The sequence below is a fragment of the Coleofasciculus sp. G2-EDA-02 genome (genome assembly GCF_040226375.1).
Lineage (GTDB): Bacteria > Cyanobacteriota > Cyanobacteriia > Cyanobacteriales > Coleofasciculaceae > Coleofasciculus.
Genome location: NZ_JAVKEW010000107.1, coordinates 13,786 through 32,708 on the forward strand (window position 1 = coordinate 13,786; position 18,923 = coordinate 32,708).

16 protein-coding genes are annotated in these 18,923 nt (G+C 44.5%); 6 read left to right on the forward strand and 10 right to left on the reverse strand.

The genetic code is table 11. The features are described from left to right. Positions 1 to 73 precede the first annotated feature (73 nt). From RLO19_RS12060 to RLO19_RS12085, 6 genes are all read right to left on the reverse strand, one after another. Complete coding sequence (locus RLO19_RS12060) at positions 74 to 1,354, reverse strand: response regulator (RefSeq protein WP_446356662.1); 1,281 nt, start codon at positions 1,352 to 1,354, stop codon at positions 74 to 76. Between the two features lie 687 nt (positions 1,355 to 2,041). Then, positions 2,042 to 3,457, reverse strand: coding sequence for a response regulator (locus RLO19_RS12065; RefSeq protein WP_446356664.1), 1,416 nt, complete (start codon positions 3,455 to 3,457; stop codon positions 2,042 to 2,044). 1,087 nt (positions 3,458 to 4,544) lie between these two features. Further along, complete coding sequence (locus tag RLO19_RS12070; RefSeq protein ID WP_446337924.1) at positions 4,545 to 4,706, reverse strand: hypothetical protein; 162 nt, start codon at positions 4,704 to 4,706, stop codon at positions 4,545 to 4,547. 2 nt (positions 4,707 to 4,708) lie between these two features. Continuing rightward, positions 4,709 to 4,954: a hypothetical protein gene (locus RLO19_RS12075; RefSeq protein ID WP_446356666.1), complete on the reverse strand. Its 246-nt coding sequence runs from the start codon at positions 4,952 to 4,954 to the stop codon at positions 4,709 to 4,711. Between the two features lie 77 nt (positions 4,955 to 5,031). Further along, a complete protein-coding gene (locus RLO19_RS12080) occupies positions 5,032 to 5,709 on the reverse strand; it encodes an urease accessory protein UreF (protein WP_446356667.1) in 678 nt (225 codons plus the stop codon). A 402-nt stretch (positions 5,710 to 6,111) separates the two neighbouring features. Next, positions 6,112 to 7,149 (reverse strand): NADP(H)-dependent aldo-keto reductase, encoded by a 1,038-nt coding sequence (locus RLO19_RS12085; RefSeq protein ID WP_446356669.1) that lies wholly within the window; start codon positions 7,147 to 7,149, stop codon positions 6,112 to 6,114. Between the two features lie 167 nt (positions 7,150 to 7,316). Between RLO19_RS12085 and RLO19_RS12090 the strand changes: the two genes are divergently transcribed. Then, complete coding sequence (locus RLO19_RS12090) at positions 7,317 to 8,201, forward strand: sulfotransferase family protein (RefSeq protein ID WP_446356670.1); 885 nt, start codon at positions 7,317 to 7,319, stop codon at positions 8,199 to 8,201. A gap of 62 nt (positions 8,202 to 8,263) precedes the next feature. Here RLO19_RS12090 and RLO19_RS12095 read toward each other — a convergent pair whose 3' ends face one another. The 3 genes from RLO19_RS12095 to RLO19_RS12105 form a co-directional block, all read right to left on the reverse strand. Next, on the reverse strand, positions 8,264 to 8,725 hold the full coding sequence (locus tag RLO19_RS12095; protein WP_446356672.1) for a type II toxin-antitoxin system VapC family toxin: 462 nt from the start codon (positions 8,723 to 8,725) through the stop codon (positions 8,264 to 8,266). Further along, on the reverse strand, positions 8,706 to 8,948 hold the full coding sequence (locus RLO19_RS12100; RefSeq protein WP_446356674.1) for a hypothetical protein: 243 nt from the start codon (positions 8,946 to 8,948) through the stop codon (positions 8,706 to 8,708). The genes RLO19_RS12095 and RLO19_RS12100 overlap by 20 nt, the downstream gene beginning before the upstream one ends. Positions 8,949 to 9,215: 267 nt before the next feature. Beyond that, positions 9,216 to 10,043: an EI24 domain-containing protein gene (locus RLO19_RS12105; protein ID WP_446356675.1), complete on the reverse strand. Its 828-nt coding sequence runs from the start codon at positions 10,041 to 10,043 to the stop codon at positions 9,216 to 9,218. Positions 10,044 to 10,079: 36 nt separating this feature from the next. On the opposite strand from RLO19_RS12105, the gene RLO19_RS12110 reads away from it, so the two are divergent. The 5 genes from RLO19_RS12110 to RLO19_RS12130 all read left to right on the forward strand — a co-directional run bounded on the left by RLO19_RS12110 (position 10,080) and on the right by RLO19_RS12130 (position 18,446). Then, on the forward strand, positions 10,080 to 10,463 hold the full coding sequence (locus RLO19_RS12110) for a hypothetical protein (protein WP_446356677.1): 384 nt from the start codon (positions 10,080 to 10,082) through the stop codon (positions 10,461 to 10,463). A gap of 231 nt (positions 10,464 to 10,694) precedes the next feature. Next, a complete protein-coding gene (locus RLO19_RS12115) occupies positions 10,695 to 10,988 on the forward strand; it encodes a DUF433 domain-containing protein (protein ID WP_446356679.1) in 294 nt (97 codons plus the stop codon). A 294-nt stretch (positions 10,989 to 11,282) separates the two neighbouring features. After that, complete coding sequence (gene metH, locus RLO19_RS12120; protein WP_446356681.1) at positions 11,283 to 14,855, forward strand: methionine synthase; 3,573 nt, start codon at positions 11,283 to 11,285, stop codon at positions 14,853 to 14,855. A 150-nt stretch (positions 14,856 to 15,005) separates the two neighbouring features. After that, positions 15,006 to 15,794 carry a hypothetical protein gene (locus tag RLO19_RS12125; RefSeq protein WP_446356682.1) on the forward strand — a complete coding sequence of 263 codons (789 nt, stop codon included), beginning with the start codon at positions 15,006 to 15,008 and terminating at the stop codon, positions 15,792 to 15,794. Positions 15,795 to 16,022: 228 nt separating this feature from the next. Further along, entirely contained in the window at positions 16,023 to 18,446 is a 2,424-nt protein-coding gene (locus RLO19_RS12130) for a caspase family protein (RefSeq protein WP_446356684.1), read from the forward strand. Here RLO19_RS12130 and RLO19_RS12135 read toward each other — a convergent pair. Beyond that, positions 18,377 to 18,923, reverse strand: a 547-nt coding sequence (locus RLO19_RS12135) for an RNA-guided endonuclease InsQ/TnpB family protein (protein WP_446356686.1), incomplete at its 5' end; no start/stop codon positions are given. The genes RLO19_RS12130 and RLO19_RS12135 overlap by 70 nt on opposite strands.

Consider the following 18,923-nt stretch of genomic DNA (forward strand, 5'->3'; position numbering starts at 1 on the left):
AGTTAATCCAATTTTTGCGATCCAAACTTTGTACAGCTTGTTTGTGGTCAAAAGGTCAATCCTGAGCAGAAATTTAATTACTCATATATAAAGATTTTGTCGGCAAATACCTCTGCAAAGTACTTAAGACCTTTTGTTGAGTAATCGGCTTCGGCAAAAAACCAGAAGCACCGACCATCTTGGCACGCACCCGGTCTACAATGCCGTCATTTCCCGTCAGAATAATCACAGGAATATCCTGAAAAACCGAAACACGGCGAATTTGTGAACAAATTTCATAACCATTGGCTACAGGCATTACCAAATCCAGAAATATGAGATCAGGTTTATTTTCGAGGAGTACGACTAGGGCTTGCACGGAATCCTGAATTGAGACAAACTTATAACCCGCCTCCTCTAAAATATAACCCATCATTTGACTATCAATTCTACTATCATCGATATAAGCAATTACCGCGCCGTCTGATTTGGAGGAGGATGAAGTTGCCGAATATTTTTGTGAACTTATTCTGCCATTTTGCTGAGATTTAGGTTCGACAAGCTTAGGATTTAAAATAGAAATTTTTAAATCATTAACTTCAATTAAACCAATTAAATTTTTACGAATGTAGGGGGCAATCGAGTGAGTTAAGGGCAGAATATTTTGTTTTAACTTGACTGCTAAATCCCGAAGCGTTTGTGTCCCATCGGCAAGAGTTGTCAGGTTGCGATAAGCAGAGGGTGATGTTTGCAGGCGTAACTGTTCCGCCTGCAAAATTTTGGGGGCTAGATTCGGAGAAATGTCAGCTAAACCAGCTTGTTGCCAAGCTTGCCAATCCTGAAAAACTTGCTGCCAAACGCGCTCTGCCCGTACAACAACCCACCCTAAATCGATGGAATCTTGAGGAATCACTCGATAGCTTAGATACAAGCCAGAATGATAGTTTTGTTGTTCGCCTGCTTGGATAATATCAAAAAGAACTTCGCTAGTATGACCTTCAACAATTGCCGCCATTTGTCCGAGGGGTACTTGTCCTTGTTTCACTTGTTTAGATAATGACTCATAATCTTGATATTGAATCGGTTCTCCTTCTTGAATCACAGAATTAACAGCCAGTGAAGGACAGTGCAATGACAGTTGACGATACCAACGACGCACAGGATGTACTTCACTGTCACAACCAATCAAACTCCCGACGCTAAAGAATAGCTTCCACTGCTGCTGTTGAGGATTGGTTATGTTGAAATCTAACTGACCTGTAAATTGTTGACTCGCACAATTTTGAATTCGTCTTAGCAGTTCTTCTGTGTTAAAGATAACATCATGTTTGGTTGTAGGCCAGTGAGTTGATCGAACAGATAAAGGGGCAAGCATTTTGAATTTTTATTTGTATCGTTCAGTGAGATGATATGTTAAATGACTGGGATATAAAAAAGATTAGGTTTTAGCTGTATATTTTTCGTTGTTCAAAACTAAATGACACAGCATTTTGCCTGTTCATTAAACACATTTTGATAGATTTATTTATACAACTGACTCAATTCTAACTTATAGAAATGCCACTGTGTCAATATATTGGACAATAAATGGCATTTTAAAATACTGTTATTTACTTCAATAAAATAAATAACAGACTAAAAATCTTTTTATTTCGCCAATTATTTTTTAGCTTTATTTTAAGCAATAGGGATCATGTCATCTTTGTAGGTTGGTCCCTTGGAACGTAGGCGTGACGCTTGCGCGATAGCGACGTAAGGAGCGTCAGCCTTCTCGTACTCAGTAGGAGAACCCGAAGGGTAGAGTAACCCAACTCCAGATTGGCCTGTTGGGTAACGCTTACGCAAGAACCCAACCTACTTGAACGTTTTATGCGAAACTGACATGCTCCCAAGCAATATTTCAGTTAAAAATAAATAGATGAACGAACTCATTTATCAGGGAAAATGTATCATTGCTTCCCCTGCTCCCAGACGCGCCATGGCGCGTCTATACATGCTCCCTACCCCTCCACAAGACTCCCTGCAGCAGACTCTACTGAGATGTGTTTTTTTTAATTCTCTCTTACATCAGAGAGTATTGAATCGGTTGTTTAGCATACCAATCTCCAATAGTTGATCTATTCTGGAACTGGTTAACTTTCGGCTGGGGTAGATGAGTTTGTAAAGCTTGTAAAATTTTCTCTTTATTGATGGGCTTGGTGACAAAATCTGACGCCCCGACAATTTTTGCCCTTGTCCGGTCAATAATCCCATCCTTACCCGTGACAATAATCACAGGAGTAGATTTGAAAAAGGGAATCCGACGAATTTGGGAGCAGATTTCATATCCATTAGCAATGGGCATCACTAAATCCAAGAAAATCAAGTCAGGTTTTTTTTCTATCAATATCGATAAAGCTTTTTCCTGATCCTCGATATTGATAAACCCATAGCCCACTTGAGTGAGAATATGATTCATCAGCAACAGATCAACTGAGCTATCCTCAATACAGGCAATTAAAGGACTCGTCGGGTTCGATTCTATTGGAGTTGCTGGATTTTCTGGTAATGGATGTTCCTGGTTAATATTTGTCGGTGAAGCAACACTGAAACTCACGTCCTCAACCTCAATCAATTCGATTAAACCTTGACGAATATACGGGATAATTGGCTGAGTCAGGAGTAAGAGATTCCGGTTCAAATTAACGGCTAAATCTCGTAAGGTTTGATTTCCATCCATTGAAGCAAGAAGGTTATCAGATGAAAATTGAGAGGTTTCTTGTTGCAACGCTTTAAACGTCTGATTAATACCTCCTAAACCACTGAGGTTATCATAAAGCATCTGGGAAAACTGTTTTTGTAATTCTTGAGGTTGTAAAACCTTGGGCGCTAAGTTGGGAGAAATATCTGTTAAATCTGAACCTTGCCAACTTTGCCAAATTTTTAAGGCTTGTCGCCAGGTTTTATCAACCTCTATAGTGACTAGAGCTGAATCCATCTGCTCTTGAGGAATTTGACTATAAGTGAGTCGCAAGTTTGAGAGAGATGTCTGTTCAAGTTGTTGAATCAGATCAAAGAAGATTTCTAAACTATAGCCTTCGACAACTTCTGTCATTTGCTCTGTTCTAATTTTTCCTTGCATTACCAATTCAGCTAAGGCGTCGTAATTATCACCAGCAAATTGATGTGAACTATTGATAGTTCCCTCCTTAAATAGTTGGGGACAGTAACGACAAAGCTGACGCAACCAACTCCGAAGTGGATGTACACCACTTCCGCCACAGATTAAACCCCGGCAAAAATATAAACTCCAATGCTGGCGTTGAGGGGCTTCAATATCTAAGCAACCTGTAAATTGCTCACTGGCGCAGGAGAAAATTTGGGTTGCTAGATTTTCAGTATTGACAATTTGACAAGGGGTAAAGGGAAATCCGCCAGTGCTAATAAATTCAGCCCAGTGTTGAGAGTATCCAATTACTCGCTGGAATTGATTAGTCATAATTTTAAGTTGAACTCCTGGGAATACGGCATGGAATGATTAGCTATGATGAAATCAATTAGCCGAGTTGGGAAAGATATAGACACAGACTGTACTCAGTCGTAGTAATACCGTCAGCTTTAGATGATAAGCTGGGACAATTAAGCACAGTCTTGTTCGGAGAGAGGTGTACAAAACTGAACCAGTCTAGTTAACATCGCACTTAAGTGCTTGCTGTTAGTATTACAAAATTTGGTAAATCACCCAGATTAGAGGAGTTTTTGCTATCGCCGACAGACGTGAGTCAGCCTCTAACTTCGGCGTTGTGGAGATGCACTGCTGTATCTGGTTGGGTTGTACCCAGTATAATTCTATGTAGACGTTTGGAGGGAGTTACTTACACTCACTATCGCCAGTAAGGATTTGTGAAAGCAGATGGGGCTGAAAAGCTTGCCCGATAATGGTTGCTATTTCACAACTGATTTAGACGTACTCTATCTTTATGGTAGAGGATTTCACGGGTAATTCGGTAAAGGGATCATCAATTTTCTGTAAAGCTTTGTTCACATTTTCTTGATCAAGTCATTATGTTTTCCTATTTTCGGCTGATCTTGCCGCCAATAACCTCAGCATAATGACGTAAGTTTATCCCTGTAGTTCTTTAGCAAGAAGACAAGCTTTTAATCGTTTCCTAATAAGCATTTCAGCTATTGCAAAACCCTGATTTGGCGGTAACATACCTAAGCCAAATAGCTTAGGTATAGGAATAAGCATTACCCCATTTCTCCGTAATTACCCCCAGAGAATTAATCTTTCTTCCTAGATATTAAGTATTTTTGATTATCAGGTTTTGGCTAAAAATATAGCAAATCGTCTAGAAGAGAGCTATAATGGGAGATGGGATAAAAAGGGTGTATCCCACGCTTATTGGACGTGGGATTTCACTTACTCCTTCAACAAACACAACAGACATGGTACTCGCGAAGCACCAAGCCCGCTACATGGTTCATCATTGTTATTTCAAGCAAAGTCTATGAACCATGAACAAAGGGACTAATCTCTGCCATTCATTGAAGGTGGTAAACTCACCGCCGCTTTTGGTGATCGGTTATTTTCTGTACAATTCGCCAATAAATTCATTGAGGACTTTCTGGGCGGCTTTGTAGGCGAGTGCATTTCTACCGATATTCAAGTTACCGAGAATGCGATCACGAATTGCCTCCAACTTGGATAGTGGTGGAACCTGTTGCCTGAGAGTTGAATTTTCCACTCTCAGGCTGCGAATTCCCCCAATGCTGCCCTCAACTGATCTAACTCTTCTCGAATCGGTTGAATTTGGGCAGCAATTCGTTCATCGATCTCAACGAAATTGGCTTGGGTAAGGGGGATGCCTAATGCCGATTTGATGGCATTGGTAATAAATTCAGTCTGAGTGCAGCCTTCAGCCGCACATTTCTCGCGTAGCGCCTGAAGTAATTCGTTGTCTATGCGAAGATTGATCTGGGTTCGTTGTGTCATAGCTTCCTCAAAATTGAAAAACTTTTAAGGTAGCATAGAACCATGCGATAGACAACTTACACCAATACAGAATGAGGCTAACTGCGAAATAATCGCGTATACTGGGTTTCGTGAGCCATGCTAGAGAGCGCGAATCCCCAAGTGCAACTGTTTAACTGTTCATCATCTTCTAGTGCCAAAATGTCTTGGCTAGCAACCGATAGCACAGGGGTAATTTCCAGTAGAAGTTTTTGACCGACGGTTTGACCCAAGGGAATCAATTTCACACCTGCATTAATTAGATTGGATGCCCAACTTTGGAAATAACCCAATAAAGCAGCCATGAGGTTAATTTGCCAGTAAGCGGCTGCAATACCAAAGGCGATCGCATAATTACAAGGAGTTCCCACGATCCTGGCTACAGACTGAAGTTCCGGTTCTAACTCGACGAGTAAGCGGATCAGGGAATTGCCCATTTGCCAACTTTGCGATCGCAACTCCGAGGTTTCCTTCGCCGCACTCGCCCAAGCATTCCAATACGACAACGCTTCTAAATCGTCAGCCTGGATACTCTTATAGGATCTTACCATCATAGCCGCTTCTAAGCGAATTGCTCCATAGCTCAATTCTTGGTCAATCCAGGCTTTTAATTGCTTTGGATTATCAATCACCCCCCGTTCCACCAGTATTTCTAATCCTTCTGAATAGCTATAGGCACCGACGGGTAAAGTGGGACTCGCAAGTTGCAACAAATGCAATAGGTTATCATTTGTCATTTGTCATTTGTCATTTATCATTTGTCAGGTAACTCTAGGGCAGGGAAAATGGCAGGAGTCAAGTCGTAACTTTACTGGTACGACTAGACAACTTCACCGCCATTTTCTCCAGAGAGGCGACAGGAGATATAATTCCCGATTTTTTGGTAGGAGGGTTCAAAGTATTCAGAAGTATCAAAGAAGGTAGCCTAGGATGTTTGATGTTATATTCAGTCTTCCAACTCCAGGATTCTTCATCCCAGAATTACCGATTGTCGTAGCCATTGTCTGCCACAAATCTTACCATGAGATGGATAGTTGTGAAGCCCCAAATAAGAGCGAAGCAAGTTAGGCTATGAATGGACGTGAAGGAATAGAGCAGCGGGGTGAGGGGTCTGACCCCTGAGAAAGCCAGCAGTATCCTTAAGGGGTAGGATTCGGATAGCGGGCGTGAATGGCATTAATTTCTGCCAAGATATCCTGATCCAATGTCACCTCAGCCGCACTCAGATTTTCCTTAAGTTGTTCGATGGTGGTTGCACCGATAATCGTACTAGTGACAAACCAACGCGATCGCACAAATGCCAAGGCTAACTGGGCTGGCGTCAAGTTGTGCTTATGGGCAATTTCCACATACTCCTTCACTGCTTCGGTGAGATTGGATTTCTCATACCGCCTACCAAATCCTTGAAATAGGGCTAGCCGTGACTTTTCCGGGATACCGTTGAGGTATTTACCCGTCAGCAAGCCAAAGGCTAGGGGACTGTACGCTAGCAACCCAACCTGATTAAATCGACAGGCTTCAGCGAGGTGAATATCAAAGATGCGGTTAACTAAGCTGTAGGCATTTTGAATCGACACCACTTTGGGTAATCCTAGCTGCTTGGCAACATGGCAAAACTCACACACACCCCAAGGGGTTTCATTACTCAACCCCAAATAGCGAATTTTCCCGGCTTTAATGAAATCAGCGAATACCTCCAGTTGTTCAGCAATCGGTACAGTATCCCGTTCCTGCTTGGGATCGTAATCGGGGGCGCCAAACAAGGGAACATAGCGATCGGGCCAATGGATTTGATAGAGGTCAATGTAATCAGTACGCAGGCGCTTAAGGCTATCTTCTAGCGCTTGTTCAATATTCGGGCGGTCAATTCGGTGGTTTTCTCCCCGAATCCAGCTTATCCGAGACCCAGGACCTGCAATTTTGGTCGCCACAATTAGCTGATCGCGCTGCTGCTTAACTAACCACTCGCCAATATACTCCTCCGTCTTCCCCTGAGTTTCCGCCCGTCCCGGTACGGGATACATTTCTGCTGTGTCAATAAAGTTAACACCTTGGGAAATCGCATAGTCTAATTGCTCTGTGGCATCTTCTATAGTATTCTGCTGACCATAGGTCATGGTTCCTAGACAAATTTCTGAAACCCGTAGGTTGCTCTCCCCCAGTTGTTTGTACTCCATACCTGATTATTAAATAATTGTCATCCTTCTATATTAATACAAAATGTTAAAACGCTATTCAAATCAAGGAATTATTAATTTTTCTTGAGTTTAGGTTAAATCTTAATTATCATCTATTAATATTTTATTATTATCCGATCGAATCAAATTACTCAAAGGTTAAGGCTATGCCTATTGTTACAGCCATTCGTTCTTTTTTGAACAATCCCCAAGCTATTCCTAAAAATATTTTTCTGCGCCTACCTAAAACGATTTCTCCTGAACCCCATATTTTTGTATTTGGTGCGCCTCGAAGTGGGACAACCTTGATGAAATTAATTTTAGGCGCTCATCCTAAATTGAGTAGTTTTGGTTATGAAACTGGGTTGTTTATGTACCGGGATATTTATGGATTTACTTATGAAAGATTTACCCAGACAGAAATAGCCGATTTAATTGAGAAGTCCCAAGACATTGTGCAGTTTTACGATAAATTCACTCAACATATCACTCAACAAACAGGAGGTCAGCGTTTTATTGAAAAAACTCCCCAGCATGTTTTGAGGCTGAAGTTTTTATTAAAGCACTTTCCCAACGCCAAGTTTATTAATATGTTCCGCGATGGTCGAGACGGCTATTGTTCAGCACGTCATCACCAAAACGTTCCCCAAGGAAAGAGTATCGTCCGTTATGCTTACTACTGGAAAAAATGTATAAATGCGAGACTAAAACAGGGCGATAATGAAAATATTTTTGACGTTAAGTATGAAGAATTAACGAATGACCCGGAACAGGTAGTTAGGCAAATTATGAATTTTATTGGAGAAAAGTATGATTCCAGACAGATCAATCCTAAATACTATTCCCAGAACACGATTACTCAAGATACTCGCCAAGAGTTTCGCAAATTATCCAAATCCATTGATCAGGCGAGTCAAGGGCGCTGGAAAAAAGAGTTAACTGAATCAGAGGTAAAGCAGTTTCATGAAATCGCAGGTCGAGAATTAGAAATACTTGGCTATATTGAGGATGGTTTAAAGGTGGGCACAGACCATTTATTGAGAAATCACTGATTTATAAATAGTCGGAAACAATTCAACTTAATGGTTGAGATAAGGGAACCCAACCGACAAAACTACCCTTCATCTCTAACCAATGGCAATACAGTGATCAACTCTGAAAAGCGGTTGAAATCGGCAACATTATGGGTCAATAGCTGATCAATCCCATAAACCAGCATTGTTGCCACAATATTGGCATCATGGACTTGCCGACCACCTATAGGAATTTCCTCCATCAACCTTAACAGCCGTTCTGTCACTTGTGCGTTGTCTTCAGCAACACGAAAGTGGTCTTGAAAAAATCGCACTCGTGCAATCACAATTTCTACAGGTCGAGGATTGACAAAAGCTTGAGGGCGGGTGAGAGTTGTCAAATATTCTCGCAAAACTTGTCGGCTAATCCATAAATCGATTCCGGCTTCATAACTAGTTTGAATGGCTTCTAGTGCCGATTGGTGAAATAGAGATTCTTCAACATTGGCGTACACCAGAATATTGGTATCGATAAATACCGCATTATCGACCCCATTCATCATACATATCCTCACGTCTTAGGGAAAGATTAGGAGACCAAGAACCGTAACTATCTACAGGAAAATTTAAAGGAGGACGTTTCTTACGAGTTTCTGATGTTTCTGGAACAATGGTCTGATCAAGCACCAACAAAACCTGATAATCTCCGGCTGGAATATCAGGGGGGAGTTGTAGAGTGATTTTACCATCTGATGTGACGTTGGCTGTTGTTTCAAGGGTTCTCATTTTATTTCTCCTATCTATCGCCTTATTGTACATTTTACTCATAAATCAGACCAAACCTCTCTCCATCCCCCCTTGCCCCCATCCCCCCTTGCCCCCATCCCCCCTTGCCCCCCTTTGAAAGGGGGGTATAAAGGGGGGTATAAAGGGGGGTATAAAGGGGGGTATAAAGGGGGGTATAAAGGGGGGTTAGAGAGAGAGGCTTTGAATTCTCCCCCTTCGGTGCCATAAGACCTCGTAAACGCAGCCGAGTCATAATTACGCTTTAGACTAATGATCGAACGTCAAAGATTGCGGGAACTTAGGTAATACGCGATCGCAAAAAAACAATGTCCCGGATGCGACACAAAGGGGAATAGTAACAAGATTCACCAATGGCACTGTAATCAACGCCATACAGACTAAGCTAAACCCCGCACTGGCAGGTAAACTGTTAAACACAATCCCTAACTTGTAGCGAAACCGTAAACGGCGACGTTCTAAGGGGGCGTCGAGAAAGTCCAGACAAGTTATGGTGGCGGTGAGGATAATCCCCCCGATTGCGGCGGCTAAGGTGCCAATTCCAGGGAGAATATTTAACATTAGTAACAAGACGCCAACGCTGATTCCTAATACCAGCTTCTTTAACTCAAATAAAATCGCCCGCCCAATATCCTGGATAAATCCCACCTCTACGGTATGAATTTGACCCGTGCGGATTTCTTCTAACTGTTCCGATAGTTGACCATACCACGGCGCACCCAGTAATACGCCAAACTGGACGAGCAAAAATCCAGTGATCAGCAGTAACCCAATCACCAAGATAAAATCCAGCAACCAGTTGATCCCCGTCGCCAAGACGCCTAGGAAACTCAGCCAGGGGGGAAGACTCGCGATCGCATTATTCAACCATTGCGATAAACTGAGCGTAATACTCTCAACCTGTTGCCAACCCAACACCAGTAATCCGGCATACAGGGCAATACCGATGAACACATTCACCAGAATAGGAGTAATCATGTACCCCCACAGACGTGGTGTGCGTCGGAAAACTGCCAACACGCGCAATGGGTAAGTTGCTCCCGTCACGAATCCAAATCCACTCAGTAGTCTTAACATCGTTGTTTGCCTAATTCTTCCCTATCGACGTTCAGAATGAAACCCAAATTTAAAACAACCCAAGCTTGGCAACAAGCGGGACTATTAATGCAACCCGCCTTAATCCGCATTGTTGATCATATTCGCAAGCAGCTTGAGGTGACTACCTGGAAAGCCACATACAAGGATGTGCAGACGCCGATACCCGGTCATGAGGTATGTTTAGAAAAACCTGATTATTCAACCTGTATTAACTTGTGGGAGTTATGCTTTAAAGTCTGTTTTCAGGAGTACGCCCCGGTTCATGCTGAAGTAGAAAGCCAAGAGGTTGAAATTGATACCAGCCTAATTGATGAAGACGGTGAAGTGGATTGGCATGCTCTGGATACTAAGGCACAAAAGGTGATTGAGCAAGTATTTGCTGAGTTTGCAGCGGCGTGATAACTTGCCGATGTCTGAACTTTTCACGGCAAATAATTTTGACCCATATCTTTAATGAATTGATGCTCAGGTACTAATACAAGATATGAGATAAAAGGGGGAGGTGGCGATCGCGCACTTTTCATTCTAAAGCTTCAGAGCGTGGGATCACCTTTGAGGCTGAGCGTCGCTCAATTGCACTCAATGATAGCTCAACAAGTTGGGATGAGAGTAAGATTCACAAAGTCGATTATGCAAACCTTGACTGACATTGGAACGCTGATTGTTTGCACAACGGGAACCTGTGGGGGGCGTCCCAGAATTGCAGGTACTCGGATCACGGTTCAGTACATTATCAATGAGATTAGGGCAGGTGTGACTCCTGAAGAAATACTGGAAAATAAACCACACCTAACTCTTGGTGCAATTTATGCAGCTATAGCTCATTACTACGCCAATAAAGAATTGCTTGATGTGGAATTTGCTGCTTATAATCAAGAATGCGCTCGCCTCGAAGCCGAATATTTAGCGGGAAGGCGATCATGAGTCAGATTGGTTTCTATCTGGATGAAGACACTATTAACGCGGCGTTGGTCAAAGCTTTGCGGAATGCTAATCTAACTGATATTTCTGAGTGCTTACATCGAAAGGGTTTGAAAAGGGAATTCGCATCCACGATCTTTTACTCCGTAGAGGCAAAGTAGAGTATGGATTGGTCTAATCGTGCGATCGCGCCCCAAGTCTTAGCCTAAGATCACTGTATGATCGCAATTGTATTGGTTGTGTGTAGTCATACATTGCACCTACACTAATATCTATATCCAGATTGCCCAGACAGTTATGAACAGCCCCTTCCTAACTCGCCTCCATAGTCCCCAACGCCCGGTTCTCGTCTTCGATGGCGCGATGGGTACCAACCTGCAAACCCAAAACCTTACCGCTGCTGATTTTGGTGGGGCGAAATATGAAGGATGTAATGAGTATCTGGTTCACACCAAACCCGAAGCCGTGGCGACGGTGCATCGCCGTTTCCTGGAAGCCGGGGCGGATGTGATTGAGACGGATACCTTTGGTGGGGCTTCGATTGTTCTGGCAGAATATGATTTAGCAGATCAAGCCTATAGTCTGAATAAAGCCGCAGCAGAACTTGCCAAAAAGGTTGCAGCAGAATTCTCCACACCCGAAAAACCCCGATTTGTCGCCGGTTCCATCGGACCCACCACCAAACTCCCCACACTGGGGCATATTGATTTTGACACGATGCAAGCCACCTTTGCTGAACAAGCCGAAGGACTCTACGACGGCGGTGTAGATTTATTTATTATCGAAACCTGTCAGGATGTGCTACAAATTAAAGCCGCCTTGAATGGGGTTGAAGAAGTCTTTCGTAAAAAAGGGGAACGCCGCCCGATTATGGTATCGGTAACCGTGGAAGTTCAGGGGACGATGCTAGTCGGCACCGAAATTGGCGCGGCGCTGGCGATTTTGGAACGCTATCCCATTGATATTCTCGGTCTAAACTGCGCCACAGGACCCGATCGCATGAAGGATCATATAAAATATCTGTCCCAGCATTCGCCGTTTGTGGTGTCTTGTATCCCGAATGCGGGGTTACCGGAAAATGTGGGGGGACAAGCTCATTATAAATTGACGCCGATGGAACTGCGGATGGCGTTAATGCATTTTATTGAAGACTTGGGTGTACAGGTGATTGGGGGCTGTTGCGGTACTCGCCCGGAACATATCCAACAATTAGCCGAAATTGCCCAAACCCTGACGCCAAAAGAACGTCATCCAGAGTACGAACCCGCCGCCGCATCGATTTACTCAACCCAACCCTACGAGCAGGATAACTCATTCCTAATTGTTGGAGAACGGTTGAATGCCAGTGGGTCGAAAAAATGCCGCACTCTACTCAATAATGAAGACTGGGATGGATTAGTTTCCTTAGCTAGGGCGCAGGTACGCGAAGGTGCCCATATCCTAGATGTGAATGTGGATTATGTGGGACGGGATGGGGTGCATGATATGCATGAATTGGTATCCCGTTTAGTAACCAATGTTACTTTACCCCTGATGCTAGACTCCACGGAATGGGAAAAGATGGAGGCGGGGTTAAAAGTCGCGGGGGGGAAATGTATCCTCAATTCCACGAACTATGAAGATGGGGAGGAACGTTTCCTGAAAGTTTTGGAGTTAGCCAAAACCTATGGGGCGGGTGTAATTGTCGGTACAATTGACGAAGAGGGAATGGCGAGAACCGCCGACAGAAAATTCGCGATCGCGCAACGGGCGTATCGTCAAGCTATAGAGTATGGGATTCCACCCCATGAGATCTTTTTTGACCCCCTAGCTTTACCGATTTCGACGGGGATTGAAGAAGACAGAAGCAACGGGAAAGCGACGATTGAATCGATTCGGCGGATGCGTCAAGAACTACCCGGATGTCATATTATTCTCGGTGTTTCTAATATCTCCTTTGGACTCAATCCCGCCGCCAGGGTGGTATTGAACTCCATGTTTTTGCATGAAGCCATGGCGGTGGGGTTAGATGCGGCGATTGTTAGCGCTAGTAAGATATTACCGCTAGCGAAAATTGAACCTGAACATCAAGAGATTTGCCAAAAACTGATTTATGATCAACGCGAGTTTGATGGCGATATTTGCACCTATGATCCCTTAGGGGAGATTACCCAGCTATTTGAAGGCAAAACCACGAAGCGCGATCGCACTGTGGATGAGAATCTGCCGATTGAAGAACGACTCAAGCGTCACATTATCGACGGGGAACGGATTGGCTTAGATGATAGTCTGGCTAAAGCCTTAGAAATTTATCCGCCTTTAGATATTATCAATACGTTTCTCTTAGATGGGATGAAAGTGGTTGGCGAACTCTTTGGTTCCGGACAAATGCAACTCCCCTTTGTTTTGCAATCCGCCGAAACCATGAAAGCGGCGGTGGCGTATTTAGAACCGTATATGGAAAAAGAAGACGGGGAAAATAATGCCAAGGGAACGATGGTGATTGCTACGGTGAAAGGAGATGTTCACGATATTGGTAAAAATCTGGTGGATATCATCCTCACCAATAATGGCTATAAGGTGGTGAATCTGGGAATCAAGCAGCCCGTAGACAATATTATTGAGGCGTATAAAGAACATAATGCCGATTGTATTGCCATGAGTGGACTATTGGTAAAATCTACGGCATTTATGAAAGATAACCTGGAGACGTTTAATGAACAGGGAATCACCGTTCCTGTCATTTTAGGCGGTGCAGCCTTGACGCCGAAGTTTGTATATGAAGATTGTCAGAATACCTATCAAGGGAAAGTGGTTTATGGCAAAGATGCGTTTTCCGATTTACACTTCATGGATAAACTCATGCCCGCTAAAGCTGGTGAAAAGTGGGATGATTTAAAAGGCTTCTTAGATGAAGTGACAACGGAAGAAGTCCCCCATGGAACCGATGAGTCATCGGAAAATGGCAAATCCGATCAGCAGAAAAAAACGCCAACAAAATCAGTCCCAGAGGTGGAAGATACCCACCGTTCAGAACACATTACCGTAGAGATTAACCGCCCAACGCCGCCCTTCTGGGGAACTCGTATCTTGCAACCGGAAGATATTCCCATCGATGAGGCATTGTGGTATCTGGATTTACAGGCGCTAATTGCCGGACAATGGCAGTTCCGTAAACCGAAAGACCAATCTCGTCAGGAGTATAATCAGTTTCTAGAAGAAACGGTTTATCCGATTCTCGACGACTGGAAACAGCGGGTTGTAGCGGAGAACTTATTGCATCCGCAAATAATTTATGGGTATTTTCCTTGTCAATCTGAAGGAAATTCTCTGCATCTATTTGATCCAGAGATGATGAGTCAAGAGGGTGAGAAACATCCAGAGAAATGGGAACCGATTGCCACATTTAAGTTCCCGCGCCAAAAATCGGGACGGCGTCTATGTATTGCTGATTTCTTTGCGCCTAAAGATGCGGGAATTATCGATGTATTCCCGATGCAGGCGGTAACGGTGGGGGAAGTTGCGACTGAATACGCCAAGCAGCTATTTGAATCGGATCAGTATACTGATTATCTCTACTATCACGGTTTCGCGGTGCAAATGGCAGAAGCCTTAGCCGAATGGACACACGCCCGGATTCGCCGGGAGTTAGGATTGGCGAGTGAGGAACCAGATACAATTCGGGATATATTAGCGCAACGGTATCAAGGTTCACGATACAGTTTCGGCTATCCGGCTTGTCCTAATATACAGGATCAATACAAGCAACTGGAGTTGTTGGGGTGCGATCGCATCAACCTGTACATGGACGAAAGTGAACAATTGTATCCAGAACAATCGACAACCGCGATCGTTACTTATCATCCCGTAGCCAAATATTTCAGTGCTTAATTGTTTGCCAAGGAACGTCTATGCCGTTGTTTGAGCCATTAAGATTTATATGGTTTAAACTAAAAACTGCTGTGTTCAAGATATCCTAGGCTTTATCTAGAGAAAAATTAGTCTGCTCGTTGGCTAATTCCGGGTAAAGGCAGGAAGCGCATGGATATCGTAGAGTACAATCGCCTCAAACTGACTATCCGACATCGACCTTTGTTACTGTGGCTTTTGAGTAGTATTCTCGCCGCCGTCGGAGTCGGGGTAATTTCCTTTCAAAGGGGGTCAAGCTTAACCTGTCAGCGAGGGGCAAAAACAGGCAGTTGTGAATTAGTTAAGTCAGGGTTAGTCGGCTCAGAGGTTAGAACTATTCCTTTAGAGAGTTTACGAGATGTCAGTCTTGATCTAAATCTGAAGAATGATAGTAATGATAGTTATCGAGTTGTCCTGTTGACGGGAAGCGAAGAAATTCCCTTCACCTCCCATTACAGCGCCGATAGTAATCAGCAAGAGTCTATTGCTTCTGAAATTGATGCCTTTATTATGAATAAAAACCAGGCATCCCTGAACATTCAGCAAGACGATCGCTGGTTTAGTTATCTGTTTGGCAGTTTATTGATCGGGGTGGGGTTGTTCGTGGCGGTGCAGAAGGGGAAAGTCGTTACCTTGAGCTTTGATAAAGTGCGCGATCGCATGATGCTCAAGCAACGGGGTTTGCTCAGTGGTACAACCATAGAACTCCCCCTTGCCGAAATTGTTGATGTGACGATAGAAACGATTAGAGATGCCAAAGATCGCCAGATAGAGCGAGTGGCTCTGGTTTTGGATTCGGGTAAGCATTTAGCCATAACCCCTGAGGCTGATCCATTCTGGGACTACAAAAAAGTAGCTCACTGCATTCGCGTCTTTCTGAATCTCAACTCGGAGTCGTCTCGAAAGACGCCACAGATCTGAGCAATGTAGAGACGTAGCTACGTCTATGTAGAGACGTAGCATGCTACGTCTCTACGTCTAGGCACGTCTGGGAGATGAGGGCGGGTTTTGAACCAACGTTATCATCAATAGCTGGCGCAAAGTCCCTAAACCCGCCCCTACACACTTGAAAACTCAAAACTTTCTAGCAACGCGCTAACCTATTCCTGGTAGGCTGATAGCTGAGATTAACAGCGTAGATGGGCTAATATGGGACTGAATCGGCGGACTTTCCTGCAAAAAGCTGGCTTGGGGCTGGCAGCACTGGGAGTCAGTGAAACGGTACTATCACTCCTTGGTGATAAGAGTTTAGCCGTGCCTCTGTTGGAGCGTTATTTTCAGGTGTTGGCACAACCGGGTGGACGTAAGTTAGCACTCCTGGTGGGAATCAATGAGTATCCGCGCACGACAGCTTTGGCAGGGTGCGTGACAGATGTGGAGTTGCAACGAGAACTGTTAATTCATCGGTTTGGGTTCAATGCTAACGATATCGTGACGCTGACGAATAGCCAAGCCACTCGTGAGACGATTGAAACCGCGTTTATTGAACATCTGACTAAGCAAGCCGAGGCGGGTGATGTGGTTGTCTTCCACTTCAGTGGTTATGGTAGCCAGGTGCAGATGCCTCAGCCGGAGGCGACAGTAGACCCTTCAGTAAGCTTACAGAACAGTTTTGTACCCGTTGATGGGATATTACCCACAAAAGGCGAACCCGTCGCTAATGATTTTTTAGCCGAAACCTTGGCGTTGCTGTTGCGATCGCTAAAGACGGATCAGGTGACGACAGTTCTAGATACCAGTCATACGCAAGGGGTGAATGTCTTCAAAGGGAGTCTAAAAGTCCGCTCTTCTCCCCGCCAATCCGCCCCAGCGCCTAATCCCGATGAACTGGCGTTTCAAGAGCAACTGGTGCAGCGGATCAAAGCCTCATCCAAACCCTGGAAATTACTAGATAAATCCATGGAAATGCCGGGACTGGTGTTAGCGGCGGCGGGTTCGTCTCAACCCGCAACCGAGGTGCAGTGGAATGGCTTTAGTGCGGGTTTATTTACCTATGCTCTAACTCAGCATCTCTGGCAAGCCACTGCTGCAACCAGTGTTCAGATTAGCGTGAGTCGAACGGCTGGGATTGTGAATCAATTCGTTGGCAATAATCAACAGCCACAGTTAATCGGTCAAAAGAGTCAAAATTCCTTGCTTGCCTATTACTTATCTCCCAATCCCCCTTTAGGGGCAGATGGAGTCGTTACGGCGATTGAAGAGAATGGTAAGCTAGCACAGCTATGGTTAGCGGGATTACCTGCACCAGTGCTGGAGTACTATAGCCCCAATTCGGTTCTAGAGTTGCTTAATGGGAAACTGTTGAGTTTACCGCCGTCGCAATTAGACAAGTCAAGAGCCACAGATAACCCCACCCAACCTGTCCCTAAATCGGTGCAACTCCAACTGCGATCCAAAGACGGGTTAACCGCCAAGGCACGTATACTGAGTGGGAATAGCGGGGAAAATGTTCAACCCCAAGTCGGTCAATTAGTACGCGAACGGATGAGAGTATTGCCCCGGAATCTGGGTTTGACTATTGCCCTGGATACTCACTTAGAACGCATTGAACGGGTGGATGCAACCAGTGCCTTTGCGAGTATTCCTTCAGTGTCTTCAGTCGTGGTTGCTGGGGAACAAAGGGCGGATTATTTGTTTGGCAGAGGGAAAAAACAGGCAACAGAAACCTCGGAACCGAAGTTTAAAGGAGGCTATGGACTCTTTTCGGTTGTCCGTAACCCAATTCCTAATAGTCTGGGCGAGGAGGCTGAGGCAGTTAAATCAGCCGTTAATCGCTTAAGTGGTAAATTTAAAACCTTATTGGCAATGAAATGGCTACGGTTGAGTGCGAATGAAGGCTCGTCGCGCCTTGGAATTCGGGCGTCGCTGGAAATGATCGCCCCTGAAACTAAGACAATCATCCAACGGGAAACCTGGCGCACTGCTTCCGGGTTGAGTACCGATAAAACCAAGACAAATGCGGGTAATGCAGTGCCATCTGTGGGATCAGCAACAATGCCAAGGTTACCGATTGGCAGTCGGGTGCAGTATCGCCTAGAAAATTATAGCGATCGCCCTTTGTATTTCCTGCTATTGGGTTTGGAAAGTAGCGGCAGTGCGATCGCGTTTTATCACCAAAACCCCTCCCCAGAAGGATTAGAGTCCCCAAAAAATCCCCCGCCCCTCAGTGGCGCGATTAAACCGGGAGAAACTCTGATTCTGCCCAAACCATCGGCATCCTTTAATTGGACGGTTCCAGGTCCTGTGGGCGTGACGGAAATGCAACTGATTTGCAGTCCGTCTCCGTTCAAAGGCGCGATCGCAGCATTAGAATCAGCCATGCGTCCGAAGGGAGAGGGAGAACGAGTTGGTGATTTATTTAATCCCCTAGAAGTCACACGGGCGATTCTACAAGACTTGCATCAAGCCAGCAAAGTTACTCCGGATAGTCTAGGTATCGGTTCTGATATGTATGCATTAGATGTGAATGCTTGGGCAACCTTGAGTTTTAATTATCAAATAAACTACCCAGACCTGCTATCGCCGAGGTCTGGGTTTTCAGTAGCCCTGAAGTCATCAAACAAGCTTTGCTGAACATATTCGACAGTTCGGCTTAGCTTACACGACAACCCCGTGCCTCCAGGCTGGTTTATAGACAGCCCAACAAGTGCAATATTATTGGCTCCGTTAAAGTCGGCATCTCCATGCCAGCCACAATGCCCACATTTAAAAGTCTTGCCACTACGGTAAGACTTTCCTTTTACAGGATGAATGTGCAGACACTTGTGGCATATTTGGGAAGTATAGGCAGGGGGAATTGGGATAACTTGAACACCAGCACCAACAGCCTTGTACTCAATGAACATTCGCAGTTGATAAAATGCCCACGAATTTGAGCGTCGTCGCTCGGTTTTGTTTCTCAGCTGCTGATTAGTTCTTTCCCTAATGCCTGTTAAGTCTTCTATAGCAATTGAAGCACTTAACTCAACTGCTCTTTTAACCACTGATTTAGAGATGTTGTGGTTGAGCCACTGTTGATAGCGTCTCTCCCTCCCCGACAGCCGTTTCAAA

Excerpts from the sequence above, each read along its gene's own strand:
- RLO19_RS12060 (WP_446356662.1), bottom strand. The coding sequence starts at position 1,354 with ATGCTTGCCCCTTTATCTGTTCGATCAACTCACTGGCCTACAACCAAA.
- RLO19_RS12065 (WP_446356664.1), bottom strand. The coding sequence starts at position 3,457 with ATGACTAATCAATTCCAGCGAGTAATTGGATACTCTCAACACTGGGCT.
- RLO19_RS12075 (WP_446356666.1), bottom strand. The coding sequence starts at position 4,954 with ATGACACAACGAACCCAGATCAATCTTCGCATAGACAACGAATTACTT.
- RLO19_RS12080 (WP_446356667.1), bottom strand. The coding sequence starts at position 5,709 with ATGACAAATGATAACCTATTGCATTTGTTGCAACTTGCGAGTCCCACT.
- RLO19_RS12085 (WP_446356669.1), bottom strand. The coding sequence starts at position 7,149 with ATGGAGTACAAACAACTGGGGGAGAGCAACCTACGGGTTTCAGAAATT.
- RLO19_RS12090 (WP_446356670.1), top strand. The coding sequence starts at position 7,317 with ATGCCTATTGTTACAGCCATTCGTTCTTTTTTGAACAATCCCCAAGCT.
- RLO19_RS12095 (WP_446356672.1), bottom strand. The coding sequence starts at position 8,725 with ATGATGAATGGGGTCGATAATGCGGTATTTATCGATACCAATATTCTG.
- RLO19_RS12100 (WP_446356674.1), bottom strand. The coding sequence starts at position 8,948 with ATGAGAACCCTTGAAACAACAGCCAACGTCACATCAGATGGTAAAATC.
- RLO19_RS12105 (WP_446356675.1), bottom strand. The coding sequence starts at position 10,043 with ATGTTAAGACTACTGAGTGGATTTGGATTCGTGACGGGAGCAACTTAC.
- RLO19_RS12110 (WP_446356677.1), top strand. The coding sequence starts at position 10,080 with ATGAAACCCAAATTTAAAACAACCCAAGCTTGGCAACAAGCGGGACTA.
- RLO19_RS12115 (WP_446356679.1), top strand. The coding sequence starts at position 10,695 with ATGCAAACCTTGACTGACATTGGAACGCTGATTGTTTGCACAACGGGA.
- metH (WP_446356681.1), top strand. The coding sequence starts at position 11,283 with ATGAACAGCCCCTTCCTAACTCGCCTCCATAGTCCCCAACGCCCGGTT.
- RLO19_RS12125 (WP_446356682.1), top strand. The coding sequence starts at position 15,006 with ATGGATATCGTAGAGTACAATCGCCTCAAACTGACTATCCGACATCGA.
- RLO19_RS12130 (WP_446356684.1), top strand. The coding sequence starts at position 16,023 with ATGGGACTGAATCGGCGGACTTTCCTGCAAAAAGCTGGCTTGGGGCTG.